General features: G+C 60.3%; 17 protein-coding genes. 5 read left to right on the forward strand and 12 right to left on the reverse strand.

The genetic code is table 11. The features are described 5' to 3' along the window. Positions 1-7: 7 nt before the first annotated feature. The 3 genes from B195_RS13815 to B195_RS13825 are packed head-to-tail and all read left to right on the forward strand — an operon-like array spanning position 8 to position 4,353. Complete coding sequence (locus B195_RS13815) at positions 8-1,348, forward strand: MFS transporter (protein ID WP_029612923.1); 1,341 nt, start codon at positions 8-10, stop codon at positions 1,346-1,348. A 28-nt stretch (positions 1,349-1,376) separates the two neighbouring features. Continuing rightward, positions 1,377-2,726 (forward strand): glucarate dehydratase, encoded by a 1,350-nt coding sequence (gudD, locus tag B195_RS13820; RefSeq protein WP_003444981.1) that lies wholly within the window; start codon positions 1,377-1,379, stop codon positions 2,724-2,726. Between the two features lie 43 nt (positions 2,727-2,769). After that, on the forward strand, positions 2,770-4,353 hold the full coding sequence (locus B195_RS13825) for an aldehyde dehydrogenase (NADP(+)) (RefSeq protein ID WP_003444982.1): 1,584 nt from the start codon (positions 2,770-2,772) through the stop codon (positions 4,351-4,353). Between the two features lie 499 nt (positions 4,354-4,852). Here B195_RS13825 and B195_RS13830 read toward each other — a convergent pair whose 3' ends face one another. From B195_RS13830 to B195_RS13875, 10 genes are all read right to left on the reverse strand, one after another. Then, on the reverse strand, positions 4,853-5,263 hold the full coding sequence (locus tag B195_RS13830) for an SRPBCC family protein (protein ID WP_003444990.1): 411 nt from the start codon (positions 5,261-5,263) through the stop codon (positions 4,853-4,855). 123 nt (positions 5,264-5,386) lie between these two features. Continuing rightward, positions 5,387-6,217 (reverse strand): amidohydrolase, encoded by an 831-nt coding sequence (locus B195_RS13835; protein ID WP_003444991.1) that lies wholly within the window; start codon positions 6,215-6,217, stop codon positions 5,387-5,389. Between the two features lie 27 nt (positions 6,218-6,244). Then, positions 6,245-7,534 (reverse strand): MFS transporter, encoded by a 1,290-nt coding sequence (locus B195_RS13840; RefSeq protein ID WP_003444993.1) that lies wholly within the window; start codon positions 7,532-7,534, stop codon positions 6,245-6,247. Positions 7,535-7,656: 122 nt separating this feature from the next. Then, positions 7,657-8,388: a GntR family transcriptional regulator gene (locus tag B195_RS13845; protein ID WP_003444995.1), complete on the reverse strand. Its 732-nt coding sequence runs from the start codon at positions 8,386-8,388 to the stop codon at positions 7,657-7,659. A 123-nt stretch (positions 8,389-8,511) separates the two neighbouring features. Continuing rightward, entirely contained in the window at positions 8,512-8,817 is a 306-nt protein-coding gene (locus tag B195_RS13850; protein WP_003444997.1) for an NIPSNAP family protein, read from the reverse strand. A gap of 166 nt (positions 8,818-8,983) precedes the next feature. Then, complete coding sequence (locus B195_RS13855) at positions 8,984-9,943, reverse strand: isoaspartyl peptidase/L-asparaginase family protein (protein WP_003444999.1); 960 nt, start codon at positions 9,941-9,943, stop codon at positions 8,984-8,986. Next, positions 9,940-10,716, reverse strand: coding sequence for an amino acid ABC transporter ATP-binding protein (locus tag B195_RS13860; RefSeq protein WP_003445001.1), 777 nt, complete (start codon positions 10,714-10,716; stop codon positions 9,940-9,942). Before B195_RS13860 ends, B195_RS13855 begins: the two co-directional genes overlap by 4 nt. Continuing rightward, a complete protein-coding gene (locus B195_RS13865) occupies positions 10,713-11,810 on the reverse strand; it encodes an amino acid ABC transporter permease (protein WP_003445003.1) in 1,098 nt (365 codons plus the stop codon). The genes B195_RS13860 and B195_RS13865 overlap by 4 nt, the downstream gene beginning before the upstream one ends. Before the next feature lie 2 nt (positions 11,811-11,812). Continuing rightward, positions 11,813-12,967 (reverse strand): amino acid ABC transporter permease, encoded by a 1,155-nt coding sequence (locus tag B195_RS13870; RefSeq protein WP_003445004.1) that lies wholly within the window; start codon positions 12,965-12,967, stop codon positions 11,813-11,815. Positions 12,968-12,980: 13 nt separating this feature from the next. Beyond that, positions 12,981-14,018: an amino acid ABC transporter substrate-binding protein gene (locus tag B195_RS13875; protein WP_003445005.1), complete on the reverse strand. Its 1,038-nt coding sequence runs from the start codon at positions 14,016-14,018 to the stop codon at positions 12,981-12,983. 155 nt (positions 14,019-14,173) lie between these two features. On the opposite strand from B195_RS13875, the gene B195_RS13880 reads away from it, so the two are divergent. Both B195_RS13880 and B195_RS13885 read left to right on the forward strand, forming a co-directional pair. After that, positions 14,174-15,043: a LysR family transcriptional regulator gene (locus B195_RS13880; protein WP_003445006.1), complete on the forward strand. Its 870-nt coding sequence runs from the start codon at positions 14,174-14,176 to the stop codon at positions 15,041-15,043. A 170-nt stretch (positions 15,044-15,213) separates the two neighbouring features. Then, positions 15,214-16,917 carry an amidase gene (locus tag B195_RS13885; RefSeq protein ID WP_003445007.1) on the forward strand — a complete coding sequence of 568 codons (1,704 nt, stop codon included), beginning with the start codon at positions 15,214-15,216 and terminating at the stop codon, positions 16,915-16,917. Positions 16,918-18,005: 1,088 nt separating this feature from the next. Here B195_RS13885 and B195_RS13890 read toward each other — a convergent pair. Both B195_RS13890 and B195_RS13895 read right to left on the reverse strand, forming a co-directional pair. Continuing rightward, the gene (locus tag B195_RS13890) at positions 18,006-19,280 is read right to left on the reverse strand and encodes a Zn-dependent hydrolase (RefSeq protein WP_003442402.1); all 1,275 of its coding nucleotides are present in this window, start codon (positions 19,278-19,280) and stop codon (positions 18,006-18,008) included. Between the two features lie 47 nt (positions 19,281-19,327). Further along, complete coding sequence (locus B195_RS13895) at positions 19,328-20,815, reverse strand: NCS1 family nucleobase:cation symporter-1 (protein WP_003442400.1); 1,488 nt, start codon at positions 20,813-20,815, stop codon at positions 19,328-19,330. Positions 20,816-21,217 lie beyond the last annotated feature (402 nt).

Below are 21,217 nucleotides of genomic sequence, written 5' to 3' on the forward strand. Positions count from 1 at the left end.
CAGATTTGTGAACATTTCCAGCAACGTGTCTGCTGCGCCCGCCAACGATCCTGTTCTGGCGCGCGCGATCCAAAAAGTGAAGAGGCATGTACTGCCGCTCTTCGTCATCATGTTCATCGTCAATTACATAGACCGCGTCAACATCGGCTTTGTACGCTCACATATGGAGCATGACCTGGGCATTGGTGCCGCCGCCTACGGCTTTGGCGCCGGGCTGTTTTTCATTGGCTATGCACTGTTCGAAGTGCCCTCCAACATGCTGCTGCAAAAAGTCGGGGCCCGCATCTGGCTGACCCGGATCATGTTCACCTGGGGCATCACCGCCACCCTGATGGCCTTTATCCAGAACGAAACCCACTTCTATATCCTGCGTTTTTTGCTGGGCGTCGCCGAAGCCGGCTTCTTCCCGGGGGTTATCTACTATTTCACCCGCTGGTTGCCTGGCGCCGAGCGCGGCAAGGCGATTGCGATCTTCCTCAGCGGTTCCGCGCTGGCATCCCTGATTTCCGGTCCGCTCAGCGGCCTGCTCCTGCAAATTACCGGCATGGGCCTGCATGGCTGGCAGTGGATGTACATCATTGAAGGCATGGCCTCGGTGCTGCTGTGCTTCTTTGTCTGGTTCTGGCTGGACTCCAAACCCCATGACGCCAAATGGCTCAGCCGCCAGGAACAGGATGCGCTGGTCAACGAAATTGACCGCGAACAACGCGAGCGGGATGCCGTCAACACCGTCAAGCCAACCCTGGGCAAACTGCTCAAGGACCGCCAGATCATGTTGTTCTGTGCCATCTACTTCTGCATCCAGCTGACCATTTACGCGGCCACGTTCTGGCTGCCGAGCATCATCAAAAAAATGGGCGACCTGAGCGATATCCAGGTGGGCTTTTTCAACTCCATCCCGTGGCTGATCTCGATCATTGCCATGTATGCATTCGCGGCCCTGGCCAGCCGGTTCAAGTACCAGCAGGCCTGGATTGCAGCTGCCTTGCTGATTGCCGCGCTGGGCATGTTCCTTTCGACCACCGGCGGTCCGATCTTCGCGTTCATTGCCATCTGCTTTGCGGCCATCGGCTTCAAATCGGCGTCGTCGCTGTTCTGGCCGATCCCCCAGGGTTATCTGGATGCGCGCATCGCGGCAGCGGTGATTGCACTGATCAACTCCATCGGCAACCTCGGCGGCTTCGTTGCGCCCACCACCTTCGGCTTCCTGGAACAAACCACAGGTTCGATTCAGGGCGGGCTTTACGGCCTGGCCGGTACCTCGATCATTGCGGCCATCATCGTGTTCTTTGCCAAGACCAAACCCAAGCCCGCGGCTGTGATGCCTGCAGCTCTGCAACCCGCCTAGGCCCCTGACTCTTTTTAAGGAACACGACATGAATAACGAACACCAGCACCACGCGGCAAAAGCCCCGATTGTCACCAGCCTGCAGGTGATTCCGGTGGCCGGGCATGACAGCATGCTGCTCAACCTCAGCGGTGCCCACGGCCCTTTCTTCACCCGCAACATCGTGATTCTCAAGGACAGCAGCGGCAATACCGGGGTCGGCGAAGTGCCGGGCGGCGAACGTATCCGCGAAACCCTGGAAGATGCCCGCAGCCTGGTGGTTGGCCAACCGATCGGTAACTACCAGAGCATTCTCAATGCCATGCGCACCACCTTTGCCGCCCGCGACTCGGCCGGCCGGGGCCTGCAAACCTTTGACCTGCGCATCACCATCCATGCGGTAACGGCAATGGAAGCCGCCCTGCTCGACCTGCTGGGCCAGTTTCTGCAAGTACCGGTCGCAGCCCTGCTCGGTGAAGGCCAGCAGCGCGACGCGGTAAAGATGCTCGGTTACCTGTTCTACATTGGTGACCGCCAGCAGACCGATCTGGCCTATCGCAGTGAAGCCGATGCCGATGACTGGTTCCGCCTGCGTCATGAACAGGCAATGACCCCGCAAACCATCGTCCGCCTGGCCGAAGCGGCCCAGGCCAAATACGGTTTCAACGACTTCAAGCTCAAGGGCGGGGTATTGCGCGGCGCGGAAGAGATCGAAGCCGTCACCGCCCTGGCCGAACGCTTCCCCGATGCACGCATTACCCTTGACCCCAATGGCGCCTGGTCACTCAAGGAAGCCATCGGCCTGTGCCGCGATCAACACCATGTGCTGGCCTACGCCGAAGACCCTTGCGGCGCCGAAAACGGTTACTCGGGGCGCGAGGTGATGGCGGAGTTCAGACGCGCCACCGGCCTGCCTACAGCCACCAACATGATCGCCACCGACTGGCGCGAAATGGGCCATGCGATCCAGTCCCAGGCGGTCGATATCCCTCTGGCCGATCCGCACTTCTGGACCATGCAGGGTTCGGTGCGGGTCGCCCAGATGTGCCACGAGTGGGGCCTAACCTGGGGCTCGCACTCCAACAATCACTTTGATATTTCCCTGGCCATGTTCACCCAGGTGGCGGCCGCCGCACCGGGCGAAATCACTGCCATCGATACCCACTGGATCTGGCAGGACGGTCAGCGCCTGACCCGCGAACCGCTGCAAATTGTCGAGGGTCACATCAAGGTTCCGGCCAGACCCGGTCTGGGCGTGGACATTGACATGGACGCAGTGGCCAAAGCCCACGAACTGTATAAAGGCATGGGCCTTGGTGCACGGGACGACAGCGTCGCCATGCAGTACATTGTTCCGGGCTGGAAATACGACAACAAAAAACCCTGTCTTGTGCGCTGAGTTCCATAGCGCGTCTAAAGCCTATCTAGCGAGGATTGAACCGATGTCTACCGTAACAGGCCAAAACTTTATCGGCGGCAGCCGTAGCGCTGCCGGCACAGTCACCCTTGAAAGCCTCGATGCCAGCACCGGCGTTGCCCTGCCCTTTCGCTTTCATCAGGCCACGCCCGAGGAAGTAGACCGCGCCGCCAATGCCGCCGATCAGGCCTTTATCGAATTCCGCCAGCTCAGCCCTGAACGCCGCGCCGAATTTCTCGATGCCATTGCTGACGAAATCGACCAGTTGGGCGACGACTTTGTGGCGCTGGTCTGCCGTGAAACCGCACTGCCCGCCGGGCGTATCCAGGGCGAACGCGGTCGTACCAGCGGCCAGATGCGCCTGTTCGCCAAAGTGCTGCGTCGCGGCGACTTTTTAGGCGCCCGTATCGACCTGGCCATGCCGGACCGCAAACCGCTGCCACGGGTGGACTTGCGTCAATACCGCATCGGCGTTGGTCCGGTGGCAGTGTTTGGCGCCAGTAACTTCCCGCTGGCCTTTTCCACTGCCGGTGGCGACACTGCCGCTGCTTTTGCTGCTGGCTGCCCGGTGGTGTTCAAGGCCCACAGCGGTCACATGGCAACGGCTGACCAGGTCGGTTGCGCAATCATTCGCGCCGCGGAAAAAACCGGCATGCCCAAGGGCGTGTTCAACATGATCTTCGGCGCCGGCGTCGGCGAGCCGCTGATCAAACACCCGGCCATTCAGGCAGTGGGCTTTACCGGGTCGCTGCACGGTGGCAATGCGCTGAGCAAAATGGCTGCCGAGCGCGAGCAACCGATTCCGGTATTCGCCGAGATGTCGAGCATCAACCCGGTGATCCTGCTGCCCCAGGCCCTGGCCGCACGGGGTGGCAAGGTGGCAGGGGAACTGGCCGCATCCGTGACCATGGGCGGTGGCCAGTTCTGCACCAACCCCGGACTGGTGATCGGTCTGCGCTCCCCCGAGCTGTCGGCGTTCGTCGAACAACTCACGCAACAGATGGCCGAACAGGCGCCACACACCCTGCTCAATGCGGGCGGTCTGCGCAACTACGCCAAGGGCGTCGAGCACCTGCTCAGCCATAAAGGCATCACTCACCTGGCCGGCCACAGCCAGTCCGGCGCACAGGCCCAGCCACAGCTGTTCAAGGCCGATGTCAGCCTGCTGCTGAACAAGGATCCTTTGCTGCAGGAAGAAGTGTTCGGTCCGGCGACGATCATCATCGAAGTGGAAAATGACGCCCAGCTCAAAGCAGCGCTGCTGGCCCTGCGCGGGCAACTGACCGCCACCCTGATTGGCGAACCGGCCGACCTTGAGCAATACCAGTGGCTGATGCCGATTCTTGAGCAAAAAGTAGGGCGCATCCTGGTCAATGGCTACCCGACCGGGGTCGAAGTCTGTGATGCCATGGTTCACGGCGGCCCTTACCCGGCCACCTCGGATGCACGCGGCACCTCGGTTGGCTCACTGGCCATCGACCGGTTCTTGCGTCCGGTGTGCTACCAGAACTATCCCGACGCCTTGCTGCCGGCAGCGTTGCAAAATCGCAACCCGCTGGGCCTGCAACGTCTGGTTAACGGCGAGTGGAGTTCGAAAGCGATTGCTTAAGGCTTTATGACTGGACGACGGCGCCTGCAACGGGCGCCGTTTTTGTTTCTGCGCTTGTAGAAATTGGATCCGATATCAAATTTCAGGCAAAAAAAAGCCCAAGTAGCTGATGGAAACTTGGGGCTTAAAAATGCATAAACCGTGGTAGGTGAACGCAGGGCGATCTTACCCCAGTGTCACAATAAGTAACAAGTTATTTTGCACAATTTATTTCAAAGCAATACTGACCTAAGTCATTAAATAGTCACAAGTTTTCCAACCCGGACTGATTCTGGATGGCCACCATTTGCGGGTTTTTCGTTTTATTTCAAGGGTCTAGCTTGCCAATATCGACTTTATGAGCTTATGAGCAATATGCCACTACTGCTGCCCTGGTGAAAACTGCAGCAGCGAGCCTGCTCGCCGCAGCAGAGTGTCAGAACCCGATGCATCGACTGACCCACCGCCATCGCTGGCAAGCCAGCCCCCATTGGATACAGGCTCCTGCAGAATTGGGCTGTCAGCCCGGGAAATTGGCGCGCAGCGCTGTCAGGCCGACCTGGTAGACACCCGTGAACAGTTCCTGTGCCTCGCCTTCAGTGACACCGACCGCCGTGAAATGACCGGACCATCTCACTCGCGCGCCGTCACCCAGGGCCTCAACGCTCAAGGTCGCCAGATAGTCCTTCACCGGAAAAGGGGACTCGGTCAGGGAGTAGCTGTAGGTTTTAGCGGCGTTATCGAAGGTTTGCAGACGCTCGACAATCACCGTGCCATCCTCGGTGCGCAGGTTGCGCAAGCGCCCGCCTTCACTGAGTTCGCTTCGGGTGACGATCGGCAACCAGTCGGGCAGGCTATTGAAGCCACCGATCAATTGCCAGACCTGGTCGGCCGAAGCCGGGATGTCGATTACCGCTGATGCCGTTGCCATGTGATCTGTGTCTCCGGGTAACTGAAAAGGAAATGAAGCGCCATGCTGTCGACCCTACCACCGCAGCCCCGCAAGACCACGATTACACTGACAAGATCAAACTCGATACTGACCGATCTGCAGTCAAAACCCGAATAAGACTTTAGCCGCCTGCACCTGCAACGACTGCAGCAATGGCGCCGGGCATTGCAGGGCCTGCAACTGCTCAATCACCCGGGCATAGTCAATAGTGTGTTCATGCTGGGTATGCGGCCAGTCACTGCCCCACACCAATCGGTCCGGGCCAAAGTTCTGCACCAGCAAGGGCAATGCCGCCCGGGCAAACTCGAGGTTTTGCCGCTCGCTGCCACCCAGACGATAGATGCCAGAGACTTTCACCCATACCCGACCGCTGCGCCCCAGTTCGAGCATTTGCCCAAAACCGGGCTGATCCAGACCCAGACGTGCGTCCGGGCGGCCAAAATGATCAATCACCACTTTGACCCCGGACGCCAGTAGCTGGCGTGCAAGGTCCGGCAGGTCCTCGATCTGACGGTGCAACTCGACATGCCAGCCCAGCCCGGCAATGCGGCCCAGGAAGTCTTTCCAGACTGGCTCGGCCAGGTCCGGCAAGGCTTTGCCCATCAAGTTCAGGCGCACCCCGACCACGCCCTGGCGGGCCATGTCGTGCAGCACCCCGGGCTTGACCCCGGGTTCCAGCACCACCACCCCGCGCAGTTGCCCGGGCGCCTGTTCCAGCGCTGCCAGCAGGTAGCTGTTATCGGTGCCCAGAAAGCTGGGCTGCACCAGCACGCCGTGACTCAGACCGTGGTCGCCCAGGTATTTCAAGTACTGCGCCAGGGTCGCGTCATAGTCCGGGGTGTAACGCCGGGCCGCGCTCAGGCTCAGCTCGCGACAGAAAACATGGGCATGGCTATCGATGCCGGTCAGGGTTGTGGAACGGGGATCAGACATGGAGTTCATCTACAAAAGTAAGCGGCTTCAGGCACGGGCGCCCTCTTTGCCAAGGGTGTCGTCCGGGATCACGGACGTGGATTTTTCAAGGCTGCGGCCACGGGTTTCCGGCAAGCAAAGGGCGGCGAGAACGGCCACGCCATAGGCGATGCCGGCGTCGATGCCAATCGCCGAGCCCAGGGACATGGACTCGCTCATATGCCCGACCAGGAACGGGAACACCGCCGACAGCACCCGGCCAAAGTTGTAGCAAAAACCCACACCGGCACCGCGCACGTCCGCCGGGTACAGTTCGTTAAACAGGGCCCCAAGGCTTGCGGGAATACCGGCGGCAAAGAAGCCCAGCGGGAAGCCGAGAAACAGCATCTGGGTATTGCTCAGCGGCAGGAACACGTAGCACTGCACCGTGACCACACAGCACAACGCGAACAGCACAATGTTCTTGCGACGCCCGATACGGTCGATCAACAAACCGCTGACCACGCAGCCGCACCAGAAGGCAAAGATAATCACCGCCAGATAACCGCCGGAGTTGAGTACCGACAGGTTGCGCTCGGTTTTAAGGAAGGTCGGCAGCCAGGTCATGACCGCGTGGTAACCACCGTGGGCGCCCAGCCCCAGCAGCCCCCCGAACAGGGTTACGCGGATCAGTTCCGGGCGGAAGATGCCCGCCAGGGATTTGAAGAAGCTTTGGGGGATGACACGTTCCTTTTGCATGCGCTGGAAGCTGTCGGGCTCCTCGACATTGCGCCGCACCCAGATGATCAGGAACGAAGGCAGCAACCCGACCACGAACATCACGCGCCAGGCCATGTCCTGCGGTACCAGCGAATAGATCAGGGCGAACACCCCGACCGCCAGACCCCAACCGACCGCCCAGGCGCTTTGCACGGTGCCCATGACCTTGCCGCGATATTTCGGGTTGATGGTCTCGGCCATCAGTACTGCGCCGGCCGCCCATTCGCCACCGATGCCAAACCCCTGCAGCGCCTTGACGATCAATAGTTGATGGAAGCCGGTGACGAAGGCTGACAGAAAGGTGAAGAACGAGAACCAGAGAATCATCCACTGCAGCGTGCGCACCCGACCATAGCGGTCAGACAGCGTGCCGCCGACCCAGCCACCGATCGCCGACGTCACCAGGGTGACAGCGCTGATCAATCCTGCATCGCCCTTGGTCAAGGCGAAGGCGGCAATCAGCGCCGGAATCGCCAGACCGAACATTTGTACTTCCAGCGCGTCGAGGGACCATCCGCCGAAGCAGGCCCAAAACGTTTTTCGCTCCCGGGGAGTGACCTGCCGATACCAACTGAACATGATTCTTATCCTTATGGGTGGAACCTGAGGCAGCCGAACGCGAACCGCGCCGCTATCGGGCCAGTCATGACAAACACAACGATGAACCCCCTGCCGGCCAACGGGCCCACAGGGGTGGGGGGTTAACGGATATCCACGCTGTAACGGAAATGCTCGGCATGCCCGCGCGAGCGTCGCCACTCCAGCGGCGTACCGGCGTAATCCCGGGCCAGCCGCTCGATCACCACCACCGGGCTGTTGACCTCGACCTGCAGCAGCCGGGCATGCACTTCATTGACCGATTCGGCGGTCAGGGTTTCTTCGGCATAGGCCACAACCTGGCCGCACATCTCTTCGTAGATGGGATACAGCAACGGCCCCTGCTCACTCAGATCGATCTTGAGCAGCGGTTCGAAACGGCTGCGGGGCAGCCAGATTTCTTCGGCAAGCAGCGGCTGAACTTCCAGCAGGCGAATACGCACAATCCTGATCACTGCTGCATCGACAGCCAGCCCCAGCGCCTGGGCCACTGCCGAGGGCGCAGCCACGGGCTCGACGCTGAGGATGCGACTTTGCGGCACCAGGCGTTCGCCGGAGGCAGTCTGAAAGCGGAAAAACCGGAACAGCGAAGATTGAAACTGGGGACGGCGGACAAAGGTACCGCGACCCTGTTGGCGTTCCAGGACGCCATCACTGACCAGCATGTCTATGGCTTTGCGCACGGTGCCGGTGGACAGGTGATATTGCGCAGACAGCGCAGCCTCGGTAGGAATCGCCTCCCCCGGGCGCCAGCGGTTCCTGGCGATCTGCTCAGCCAGATGGTCACGCAGGCGTTGGTAATGCGGCAGGCGGGTATCACTGGAAAGAGCATTCATAGACTTTATGCGCCAAGTTATATAGTCATATATATGAATATTGGCGACGAGTATTTCCTCATCGCCAATGACTGTCAATATGGATCGGAATATTCACCCTGGTAATCCGTAGTCGCTGCCCGGTTACCGGAACACCGGACGCAGGAAGCTGCGCTCGTAACTGACAATGCAGCGGTTGTCCTCTGCCAGCTTGAACGCCGCGATACACTCGGGGTCGGTTTTAGAGCGCTCGCGGTAGTCTTCATAGGCTGCCAGGGAGGGGAACGAAAACATGGCCAGCGCTATGTTGTTGGCGCCTTCCGATGGCAGGAAGTAGCCGTGGTGGATGCCACCGAATTTCTCTACCAGCGGGATCCACAACCGTCCGTACGCTTCGAATTCGGCCAGTTTGTAAGAGTCAATCACATAGCGCAGATGGCAGGTAATCATGTCTTCAGTCCATGGCGTAAAAGGAGGCCGAGACTAAGCTGCGGCCTCCTCTGAGGTCAATATGCCATCACTGCGTCCCACCCGCCTTCCCCTGCAGGAGCGAGCCTTTGCAACCTGACAACAAAGAGCTTGCGAGCACGCTCGCTCCTACAGGGGGCGGTATGCGTCAAACAGCGTGCAGGCGGTCATCCTCGGCATAAATCGCCGTGTGCATACCACCCTCCGCATCCCGCCAGGCGCGGTACATGCCGGGGGTGTTGAAGCTCAGAACGGTCTCGCCCGAAGGGGATACCGCCACTACGCCGCCGCTGCCTCCCAGTTCCTTGAGCTCGCCCTGCACCACCGCCTCACAGGCCTGGTCCAGGCTCGATCCCACCAGGCGGATACGCGACGCGATGTTATGGGCGACCACGGTGCGGATAAAGAATTCGCCGTGCCCGGTGGCCGAGATGGCGGCACTGCGGTCATCGGCCCAGGTACCGGAGCCGATCAGCGGCGAGTCGCCTACCCGACCGTAGCGCTTGTTGGTAATGCCACCGGTGGAGGTGGCTGCTGCCACATGCCCGTTGCAGTCCAGGGCCACAGCGCCCACGGTGCCGAATTTCTTTTCAATGCCCCCCGGCTCCAGCATCAGGGTCTCGGGTTGCCGTTGCTGGGCGGCCCACTGCCGACGGCGCAAGGGCGTGTCATACCAATCGTTGCTGACATGCTCCAGCCCCGCTTGCTCGGACAGGAACAGATCGGCGCCGGTACCGGCCAGCAACACATGTTCACTGTGTTCAAGCACCGCCCGCGCTCCGCAAATCGGGTTGCGCACATGGTGCACGCCCGCCACTGCACCGGCCTCCAGGTTGGCGCCGTTCATGATCGCGGCGTCCAGTTCATGATCGCCGCAGTGGGTAAAGACAGCGCCTTTTCCGGCATTGAACCAGGGGCACTCCTCCAGCTCGACCACACTGGCCTGCACCGCATCCAGGCTGCTACCGCCGCGCTCCAGCACTGCAACCCCGGCCTTGAGCGCCTGCAACAACGCCTGGTGGATCGCCTGTTCGTCGTCTTCAGTCAGCATGCCGGGCATCAGTACGCCGGCGCCACCGTGCAAGGCCATGGCAATAGAAGGGGTCATTGTGCATGCACTCCGTGGTTGATGATCTGGCTCAAAAAACGCTGGGTTCGCGGGGATTCAGGGGCCGAGAAAAACCGCTCGGGCGGGGCCTCTTCAACAATTTCGCCCTGATCCATAAATACAATCCGGTCCGCGACCTTGCGCGCGAAACCCATCTCGTGGGTCACACAGATCATGGTCATGCCTTCATGGGCCAGACTGGTCATCACCTCCAGGACCTCGGCAATCATTTCCGGGTCCAGGGCCGAGGTCGGCTCATCAAACAACATGACTTTGGGCTGCATGCACAACGCCCGGGCAATCGCGATACGTTGCTGCTGGCCGCCGGACAACTGGGACGGAAACTTGTTGGCATGGTCGCGCATCTTGACCTTGTCCAACAGGCTCAGGGCGCGCTCGATGGCCTGGTCCTGGGGCACGCCAAGGTTGGAGGTTTGCGCCAGGGTGCAGTTTTTCAGCACGGTGAGATGGGGGAACAGATTGAAGTGCTGAAAGCACATGCCGACCTGACGACGAATGCGCTCCAGCCCCTTGACGCTGCCATTGAGCTCCTCCCCCAGCACCTCGACTGTGCCTTGCTGGTGTTGTTCGAGCTGGTTGATGCAGCGGATCAGGGTCGACTTGCCCGAGCCCGAAGGCCCACAAATCACCACCTTCTCCCCCGCTTCGACGTTCAGGGAGATATTTTTCAGTACGTGGGCATTACCGAACCATTTGTTCAATTGCTCGATGCGCACCATCAGGGCTGGATCGGACTTGGCTTTGCTGATCATGAGCGGCTCTGCTCCATACGTTGTTCAAGGTGTCGGGCGTAGCGCGACAGTGCAAAACAGATGACAAAGAAATAAATCGCCAGGAACACATAGATTTCGTGGCCGTACTCGACCCACTCAGGGGTGACGGCGGTGCTCATGGCAATGCCCACGATGTCCAGTACGCCGACAATCATCACCAGCGTGGTCTCTTTGAACAGGCCGATAAACTGCGTCAGCAACGGCGCAATGGATTGCTTGAGCACCTGCGGCAGGATGATCTGGCCCATGGTTTTCCAGTAGCCGAAGCCCAGTGCCTGGGCTGCTTCGTACTGGCCCCTGGGCAGATTCTGCAAGCCGCCACGCAGGGTCTCGGCCATGTAGGCTGCGGTGAACAGGATCAACACCAGCTGCACCCGCAGCAGGATGTCAAAAGCCGAACCCGGCGGCAGGAACAGTTGAATCATCAGCGACGCCATGAACAGCAGCGAGATCACCGGCACCGAACGCACCAGCTCGATGTACAGCACGCACAGCAGGCGGACCACCGGCAGTTTGGAGCGTCTGCCCAGGGCCAGCAGAATTCCCAGCGGCAAGGCGAAAATCATCCCGGCCGTGCCGAGGAACACCGTTACCAGCATCCCGGCGAACCTGGTCGAAGACACCTCCGGCAAACCGGCGCCGCCCTTGAGCAGCCACCACATCACGATGGGCAGCAACGCCAGGTAAGCCAGGAGCAGGCGACGGTCCAGGCGCTTGAAAAACAGCAGCCCGAACGCCGAACCCGCCAGCACAAATGACAGGGTCACCCGCCACTGTTCGGCCTGGGGATAGAAGCCATAGACAAACAGGTTCCAGCGCTGGGTTATCGGCAACCAGCAAGCCCCGGCAGGGTTGCAATCCCTGGCATGTTCGCCAACGAAGGTGGCATCAAAAACCAGCCAGTTGAGGGCCGCGGGCACGCACCAGCACAGCAGTGCAATCACCCCGAGGGTCAGCAAACTGTGGCCCGCGCTGGGGAACAGCTGGCTGCGGGTCCAGGTCAGCGCGCGCCGGGTCCAGGGCAGTCGTGGCGGCGCCAACGGCAGCGTCAGTGCTTGATTCATTGCAGTCATGTTCAGTGCCCCCTCTGGCCGATACGGTGGTTGTAGATGTTCATCCCCAGGGAGATCACCAGGCTGATTGCGCAGTAAGTGCCCATCACCAGGGCGATGCACTCAATGGCCTGGCCGGTCTGGTTCAGGGTGGTGCCGCCGGTGGACGACACCAGCTCCATGAAACCGATGACTACCCCCAGCGAGGAGTTCTTGACGATGTTGAGGTAGGTGTTGGTGATCTGCGGAATCATCGGGTAGATCGCTTGCGGCACGATCAGCTGGCGCATGGTTGAGCCGGACTTGAAGCCCAGTGCCCTGGCTGCTTCGTACTGGCCGCGATGAACCGACTCGATGGCGCCGCGCACGATTTCGGCGATGTAACTGGCGCTGTAGAACGACAGGGCCAGACACAGGGCGAGCATTTCCGGTACCAGGGTGATCCCGCCCTTGAAGCCGAAGCCACGCTGCACCGGCACCTCCCACTGCACCTGGGCCCCGCTCAAGGCGTACACCAGCAACGGCAGCAACAGGGCCCCGGCCAACAGTGCCGGCCAGCGCCGGGAAGCAAACCCGCGCCACGGCGCACGGGCATCCTTGACTCGACAAAACCCATAGCCCAGCAAGGTACCCAGGGCCATCAAGGTCAGGCCCCAACCCACCAGGCTGCCTTGCTCAAGCCAAGGCAGGGTGAGGCCGTTGTTGTTCAAAAACACCACGCCGGCCAGTGAAGCCGAGTGTTTGACCCCGGGCAACGCCAGGACCAGCCCGTACCACCACACCAGATGCACCACCAGCGGCACATTGCGCAGAAACTCGACGCAGGTGCCGCTCAGACGCTTGATCAGCCAGTTGTCCGAGACCCTGGCCAGGCCCAGTGCGCCACCCAGCAAGGTCGCCAGCACAATGCTCAGCACCGACACCAGCAAGGTGTTGAGCAGGCCCACCAGATAAGCCCGGGCGTAGGTCGCGTCCGGGGTGTAGTCAATCAGCGAGAAACTGATGTCGTAACCGGCACGCTGAGATAAAAAACCGAATCCCGAGGCGATATTCAGGTGCTTGAGGTTCAACGCGGCGTTACTGGCGAGCAAATAAAAGACTGCCGCAACCAGGGCCAGTACCAGCCCCTGCTGCAACACACTGGACAGACGCAGATTGGGCGAACGATGGGTCGACATAAGCGTAATTCCCTTAACGAATCGGCGGTGCATACATCAAGCCATGGTCTTTCCAGCTGCGGTTCAACCCGCGGGGAATGTTCAGGGCTGTCTGCTGGCCGAGGTTACGGTCGTAGATCTGCGCGTAATTGCCCACTTGCTTGAGGGCGCGGTATGCCCAGTCATTGTCCAGGCCAAAGGATTGACCGATGGTGCCTTCAGTCCCCAGCAAACGGGCGATATCGGTTGATGCCGTTTTACTGGTGCGTAACTGGTCGACGTTGTCCGAGGTCACGCCCAGCTCTTCACCGGTCATCAGCGCGTAGGCGGTCCAGGTCACGATGTTGCGCCAGGTGGTGTCACCCTGGGCGACGAAAGCGCCCAGAGGCTCCTTGGAGATCACTTCGGGCAGCAGCGCGTAGTCCTGGGGGTTGTTCATCAGCGCCAGGCGTGCGGCCAGGCCCGAGGAGTCGTTGGAGATGGCATTGCAGCGCCCGCGCTGGAAGGCCGCGTACAGCTCGGGGCTTTTCTCGATGACCACGGTTTTATAGGTCAGGCCACGGCGGCCGAAATAGTCCTCCAGATTCTGCTCGGAGGTGGTGCCCGGTGACAGGCAAAAGGTTGCGCCGTCCAGATCGGTGAGTTTTTCGATGCCGTCGGCGGCGTGGGTCATAAAGCCCTGGCCGTCATAAAACCAGACGGTGGTGAAATCCACCCCCAGGTTGGCTATCCGCTCGGCCGTCCAGGACGCGGCGCGGGACAGAATGTCGATTTCCCCGGACGCCAGGGCGGTAAAGCGGTTTTTGGCGGTGGTGGTCAGGTACTCGACCTTGTCCGCATCGCCCAGCACCGCGGCAGCCACTGCCCGGCAGAGATCCACGTCCATGCCGGTCCAGCGACCCTTGTCATCGATCAGGGAAAAGCCCGGTTTGTCGCCGGCTACCCCACAGCGCACAGAGCCATGGGCTTTGACTTTATCCAGCACACCTGCCTGGGCGGTTTGGACACAGGTGGCGAGCAGTGCCAGTACGGGCGCGCCAAGTAAAAGCTTCACCCTATTCAATTTGTGCATATCATTGCCCCTTTAAAAATTCTTCTTGTTATGCCTGACAACCACAGTTCAACGGCAGGTGGCGTGTTATGGGCACAATAAAGACAGAGCCACGGGCCGGATAGCGACTCTTGATCCACAATGCTGGACGCCCTATCGAATATTGGAATAACTCTATGAATATCGACTGGTATGAAGACTTTCTCGCCCTGGCCGATACCGGCAAGTTCACCGCGGCTGCCAGCATGCGTGGCTCGTCACAGTCGGCGTTGAGCCGGCGCATTCAGTTACTTGAAGGCCACCTGGGCGCGACCCTGGTGGACCGCGACCGCAACCCGGTGCGCCTGACGGCTGCCGGCGAAGCCCTGCTGCCGAATGCCGTGGAACTGGTGCGCATGGCCCGGGACTGCGAGCAGAGCGTAAGAGTGCTGAACCGGCCGCTGACATTCGCCTCGTTGCACACCCTGGCCTGCAACTTTTTCCCGGGCTGGATCAGCCGGCTCAACAGCCCTGAGGCGCCCCTGTTTACCCGGATCGATACCGGTTATCGCAGCACCGATGATTACTACATGGCGCTGATGTCGGGACGTTGCGATTTCATTCTGTTCTACCGCGACGCCAAGACTGCGCCCTACTCCCGTCAGAGCGAGTTCGAGGTCAAGTCCCTGGGCCAGGACGAACTGTACTGGGTCGCCACCCCGGCCCTGGCCGCGCACTGTGCGCAGACCGATGCGCCGATCCCGCTGTTGAGCTACTCGCGCAGTGCGCAACTGCATGAACTGTCGCGCACCCAGATCAACCGCCATCCACAACCACAGCGCCTGCTGCAGGTATTCGAAGCGACCGTATCCGAAGCCCTGAAACCCATGGTCGCCAGCGGCCAGGGCGTGGCGTGCATGCCCCACAGCATGGTCGCGCCCCTGATCGAGCGGCAGGAACTGGTGCGCTTGTACCCGGACATGGAATCGGACCATCTGGAAGTGATTCTGGTGCGCTGGCGGGATAACCGTAATCCCCAGGCCGATGCGTTTTGGCAGAGGTTGTAGCCAGGTCTACCGGCGCCACAGCCTTCAATATGGGCCCGGCAAAAAGCTCGCGAGACAAGCTCGCTCCTGCATGGGGCTGGAACGGGCAGGGTTTATCATCACATCGCTGGCTGAGCAGGTACGACTTTAGATAAGCTCTGCGTCCCCCATCAGCAACCAGCGGTAAGCGCATGTTTGAAGTCACCGAGGTCCCCATCGCCCAATTGCGCGCCGCGCTCGAGTCCGGACAGGTAACGGCGGTTGAGCTGGTGCAGGCTTATCTTGCCCGCATCGATGCCTATGACACGCCCGATACAGCCACTGCCCTCAATGCCGTGGTGGTGCGCAACCCTGAGGCGCTGGCCGAAGCGCAGGCCAGCGATACACGGCGGGCCAAGGGCAAGACCCTGGGACCTCTGGACGGCATCCCCTACACCGCCAAGGACAGCTATCTGGTGAAAGGGCTGACCGCAGCGTCGGGCAGCCCCGCCTTCAAGGACCTGGTGGCCCATCGCGATGCGTTTACCATCGAACGCCTGCGTGGTGCCGGGGCCATTTGCCTGGGCAAGACCAATATGCCGCCCATGGCCAACGGTGGCATGCAGCGCGGGGTATATGGCCGTGCCGAGAGCCCGTATAACGCCGACTACCTCACCGCGCCCTTTGCCTCGGGTTCATCCAACGGTGCAGGCACGGCAACCGCAGCCAGTTTTTCGGCCTTTGGTCTGGCGGAAGAAACCTGGTCCAGCGGACGAGGCCCGGCCTCGAACAATGGTTTGTGCGCCTATACCCCATCGCGCGGGGTGATTTCGGTGCGCGGCAACTGGCCGCTGACCCCGACCATGGACGTGGTGGTGCCGTTTGCCAGAACCATGGCCGACCTGCTTGAAGTACTGGACGTGGTCGTGGCCGAAGACCCGGACACCCGTGGTGATCTGTGGCGCCTGCAGCCCTGGGTACCGATCCCGGCAGTGGCCTCGGTGCGCCCTGCCTCTTACGCAGAGCTCAATGCCGGCGCTGACGCACTGGCAGGCAAGCGCTTTGGCATACCGCGCATGTACATCAATGCCGACCCCGAAGCGGGCACGGCCGAAGCACCGGGTATTGGCGGCCCGACCGGCCAGCGGATCATTACCCGGGCCTCGGTGATCGAGCTCTGGCAAGCCGCGCGTCAGGCCATTGAAGCCCGGGGTGGTGAAGTGATCGAAGTCGACTTCCCGCTGGTATCCAATTGCGAGGGTGACCGCCCCGGAGCACCCACCGTGTTTACCCGCGGTCTGGTGTCCAAAGAGTTTTTGCATGATGAGTTGTGGGAATTGTCGGCCTGGGCGTTTGACGACTTCCTGCGGGCCAATGGTGATCCGAAACTTGACTGTCTGGCAGCCGTTGACGGTGCACTGATCTTCCCCCACGACCCGGGAACCTTGCCCAATCGCGAAGATGAACTGGCGGCGGGCATGGATGAATATGTGCGCATGGCCGAGCGCGGCATTACCCCGTGGGACCGGATCAGTACCGTGCCGGATGGCCTGCGCGGCCTGGAGCAGACCCGCAGGATTGACCTGGAGGACTGGATGGATGGTCTGGGTCTGGATGCAGTGCTGTTCCCGACGGTTGCCGATGTAGGGCCTGCGGATGCGGATGTGAATCCGGTATCTGCGGATATTGCGTGGAGCAATGGGGTTTGGGTTGCCAACGGTAACCTGGCGATCCGGCATCTGGGTGTGCCGACGGTGACGGTGCCTATGGGTGTGATGGCGGATATTGGCATGCCGGTGGGGCTGACCTTTGCCGGTCGGGCCTATGATGATTCGGCGTTGTTGCGGTTTGCTGCGGCGTTTGAAGCCACCGGCAGCAAACGCTTGATCCCGCCGCGTACGCCGCCATTGGCATAAGTTTTGGTTTTGGCTTTGGTTTTGGCTTTTAAAGGCGATGTCCCTGCCGCCACTCGATAGTCGAAACGACGCGGATGCCCATCACAGAAGGCCGAACGCAGGGGCTGTTGTGGGGGTGGCGAGGCAGGACGCCGAGCCAGCCGTGCCGGGCCATGGATGGCCCGTCACGGCGTGCCCCCACAACAGCGCCGGAGTGAGGGTACCGGGCGAGCCTAGGCGAGCTCGGCCGTATGGTAGGGCGCAGACCTTTTGGGTATTTTTGGGATGGTCCGACACTCGGCGTTTGCCAAAAGTACCTCGCCGTAAGGGCGAAACCCGTAAAAAGCCGTGATACATAGAACGGATATGTACGCTCAGTTTTAACTGCGGTACCGCGTACATATCCGTTACCGACGTTTAACTGAAATATCGGTTTCGCTCTTACAGCGAGTCCCTTTTGTCAAACAGCCACAAAAGGAACCAAAAAGGCCTTGCCCCAGCGTACGGCCTTCGCTGCGCTCAGGTTCCCTCGCTCCGGTCCCGCTCCGTGGCCACGCCGTGACGGGCCATCCATGGCCCAACACGGCTCTCCCGGCATCCATGCCGGGAGGACCACTACGCAGAACCTCCTCTCGGCCTCCCGAAGGGGCCAGTAGATCAAGATCAAAAGCCAATCAAAAGCCAATCAAAAGCAGATCAAAAACGACCTGTAAGCGCTGTTTTGCTTTTTGCTTTTAAAAACGAGGCTCCTGCCGCCACTGGATAGTCGGAACGACGCGCATGCCCATCACAGAAGGCCGAACGCAGGTGCTGTTGTGGGGGTGGCGAGGCAGGACGCCGAGCCAGCCGTGCCGGGCCATGGATGGCCCGTCACGGCGTGCCCCCACAACAGTGTCGGAGTGAGGGCACCGGGCGAGCCTAGGCGAGCTCGGCCGTATGGTAGGGCACAGACCTTTTGGGTACTTTTGGGGCGTTTGCCAAAAGTGCCTCGCCGTAAGGGCGAAACCCCTAAAAAGCCGTGATACATAGAACGGATATGTACGCTCAGTTTTAACTGCGGTACCGCGTACATATCCGTTTGTGCATCCCAAAGACGCCAGCAACACCCCTTAGCGGGTTTGCGCAACTATCTGCGATGCCGCAAGCATCGCCTTGAGCAACACCGCACATCCCGCCGCCAGATCCCCCGGATCGGCATTCTCGATCTCGTTGTGACTGATCCCCCCCTCACAGGGCACAAAAATCATCCCCGCCGGACCCAGCTCGGCCAGGAAGATCGCGTCATGCCCTGCCCCGCTGACGATGTCCATGTTGGATAACCCCAACTCATTGGCCGCGTCGCGCACCGCATCCACACAATCCGGGTTGAAGTACAACGGCGGGAAGTCCGCAGTCGGGGTCAGTTCAAAACTCAGGCCATGCTGCTTGCAGGTGGCTTCGATCACTCCACGCACTTGCTCGATCATCGAGTCCAGTCGCTCCGGCAACAGGTGACGGAAATCCAGAGTCATGCGCACTTCGCCCGGGATTACGTTGCGTGACCCCGGATAGGCTTGCAGGCAACCCACGGTGCCACAGGCATGGGGCTGATGGCTCAAGGCGGCCTGGTTGACCGCGGCCACCACGGCCGCAGCGCCGACCAGGGCGTCTTTGCGCAGGTGCATGGGCGTCGGCCCCGCGTGGGCTTCTACGCCGCGCAGGTTGAGGTCGAACCATTTTTGCCCCAGAGCGCCAAGCACCACGCCTATGGTTTTGCGTTCGTCTTCAAGGATCGGCCCTTGCTCGATATGGGCTTCGAAGTAAGCACCCACCGGGTGGCCACTGACTTTGCGGCTGCCGGCATAACCAATGGCATTCAGGGCCTCGGCAACCGTTACACCCTGGGCGTCGGTCTTGGCCAGGGTTTCTTCAAGGGTGAATTTTTCCGCAAATACCCCGGAGCCCATCATGCACGGCGCAAACCGCGAGCCTTCTTCATTGGTCCACACCACCACTTCCAGCGGGGCTTGTGTCTCGATGTTGAGGTCATTGAGCGTGCGCAGTACTTCGACACCCGCCAGCACTCCGTAGCAACCGTCAAACTTGCCGCCGGTGGGCTGGGTATCGATATGGCTGCCGGTCATTACTGGCGGCAAGTCCGGGTTGAGCCCGGGACGACGGGCGAAAATATTGCCCACCGCGTCGACACTGACCGTGCAGCCCGCTTCTTCACACCAGCGTACGAAGATGTCCCGGGCCTGACGGTCGAGGTCGGTCAGGGCCAGGCGACAGACCCCGCCTTTGACTGTGGCTCCCAGTTGCGCCAGCTCCATCAGCGAGGCCCAGAGGCGCTCTCCATTGATGGACTGCGGGCGTTGCTGCTGAAGGTCTTGTACAGCGTTCATGGCGTTTTCCTCAGGCAGTTCTTATAAGAATTGATGGGGGGGGAATTTCAAATTGCACCTTTGACCACGGTCACCTGCGGGCGGCTCAGGCGGCACAATCCGTAGTAAATCGCAGCCCCCAGTAACGACCCGGTAAACCAGCCGTAATCGTAAAACCAGCTGAAGGCGCTGCTGCCCAGTGACAACAGGGTCAGCGCAACCGGCACGCCGAAGGCAATGAAACCGTTCCAGTTCCAGGCCGGGTACACACCATCGAGGTAGAGCCCCTCAAGGTCGAGTTTTTGCTGACGGATGATGAAATAGTCCACCACCATGATCCCGGCAATCGGCCCCAGCAGGCTGGAATAGCCCAGCAGCCAGTTGGAGTACACGGTTTCAAGGCTCACGTCAGAGACCAGCAGGCCGAGTTTTTTCAGCAGTTCATGGGCCATCAAGGCCAGCCCCACCAGACCGGTCAACATCACGGCCTTGGTGCGGTTGATCAGTTTTGGCGCGATGTTCTGGAAGTCGTTGGTGGGCGAGACAATGTTGGCGGCCGTGTTGGTGGACAGCGTGGCGATGATGATCAGGGCCATGGCCAGGGCCACCCAGCCAGGACTCTGGATGTGGCCAATGAGGCTCACCGGATCGGACACCGTGACGCCCACCAGTTTTTCCGAGGCAGCGGTCAGCACTACCCCCAGCGCGGCGAACAGAAACATGGTCAGGGGCAAACCGAATATCTGGCCCAGAATCTGGTCTTTCTGGCTTTTGGCGTAGCGGCTGAAGTCCGGGATATTCAGGGACAGGGTCGCCCAGAAACCGACCATGGCGGTCAGGCCGGCAAAGAAGTATCCGTACACGCTGGCACCCTCGGGGCGCTTGGGCGGTTGGGCCAGCAACTCGGTCATTGACACGTTTGGTAACGCCCAAACCAGCAAGCCGATACCGACCAGTACCAGCAGCGGGGCCGACAGGGTTTCAAGCCATTTGATCGACTCGGCACCGCGTAATACCACCCACAGATTGAGGGCCCAGAACACCATGAAGCCGATCACTTCTCCGGTGCCGCCGAGGCTTTTCCAGCCTTCAAATACCGACCCCAGGAACAGGTGAATGGCCAGGCCGCCGAACAGGGTTTGAATGCCGAACCAGCCGCAGGCCACCAGGGCGCGGATCAGGCACGGAACGTTGGAGCCAAGGATGCCGAACGAGGATCGCAGCAATACCGGAAAGGGAATGCCGTACTTGGTGCCCGCAAATGCATTGAGGGTCAACGGAATCAGGACCACGATATTGGCCAGAAAAATCGCCAGCAGCGCCTCGCCCACACTGAGCCCGAAGTAGGCAGTCAATACGCCGCCCAGGGTGTAGGTCGGCACACAGATGGACATGCCGATCCACAGCGCCGTGATGTGCCATTTGTTCCAGGTGCGCTCGTGAACTTTGGTGGGCGCCATGTCGTGGTTATATCGGGGACTGTCGAGAACGTCAGTCCCGGCCTCCAATTCGAACAACCCGTTACGTTCGGTGACTTGTGATCTGCTTGGCTGCATGCTCGTTCACTCTCTTGTTTTGGTGTTCTGGTAACAGGCGCTGCGCAATAACACAGTGCGACTCACTTGCCTGGTCCGGTGAATCCGGTTCTGGCAGCGACAATCAAGAACTGTGCCGTGTTAGTTGCCTCCCCCTGTCTATCGGCTTTCGGTACTTGCAACTGGCTGGTTTAAAAGGTTTTAACCATCAAGGCAAATGACACTCATTCCCGTTAAAGACCCTCTTTTAACTCGTTCCTCTTTTTTCATATAACAAAACGAAACAACTCGGTGCACGCTTATTTATTTTCCGCTTTAAGCTCCCGTTCGCTCAGGGCCTCAAGCGCCTGATTTAGCATAAGAAACTTCGCCTATATTTGAATCCTGTCAAGTGCGTCAAAATGGTGATGCCGTGCACTATTT

The organism is Pseudomonas sp. Lz4W (assembly GCF_000346225.2).
GTDB lineage: Bacteria > Pseudomonadota > Gammaproteobacteria > Pseudomonadales > Pseudomonadaceae > Aquipseudomonas > Aquipseudomonas paraversuta.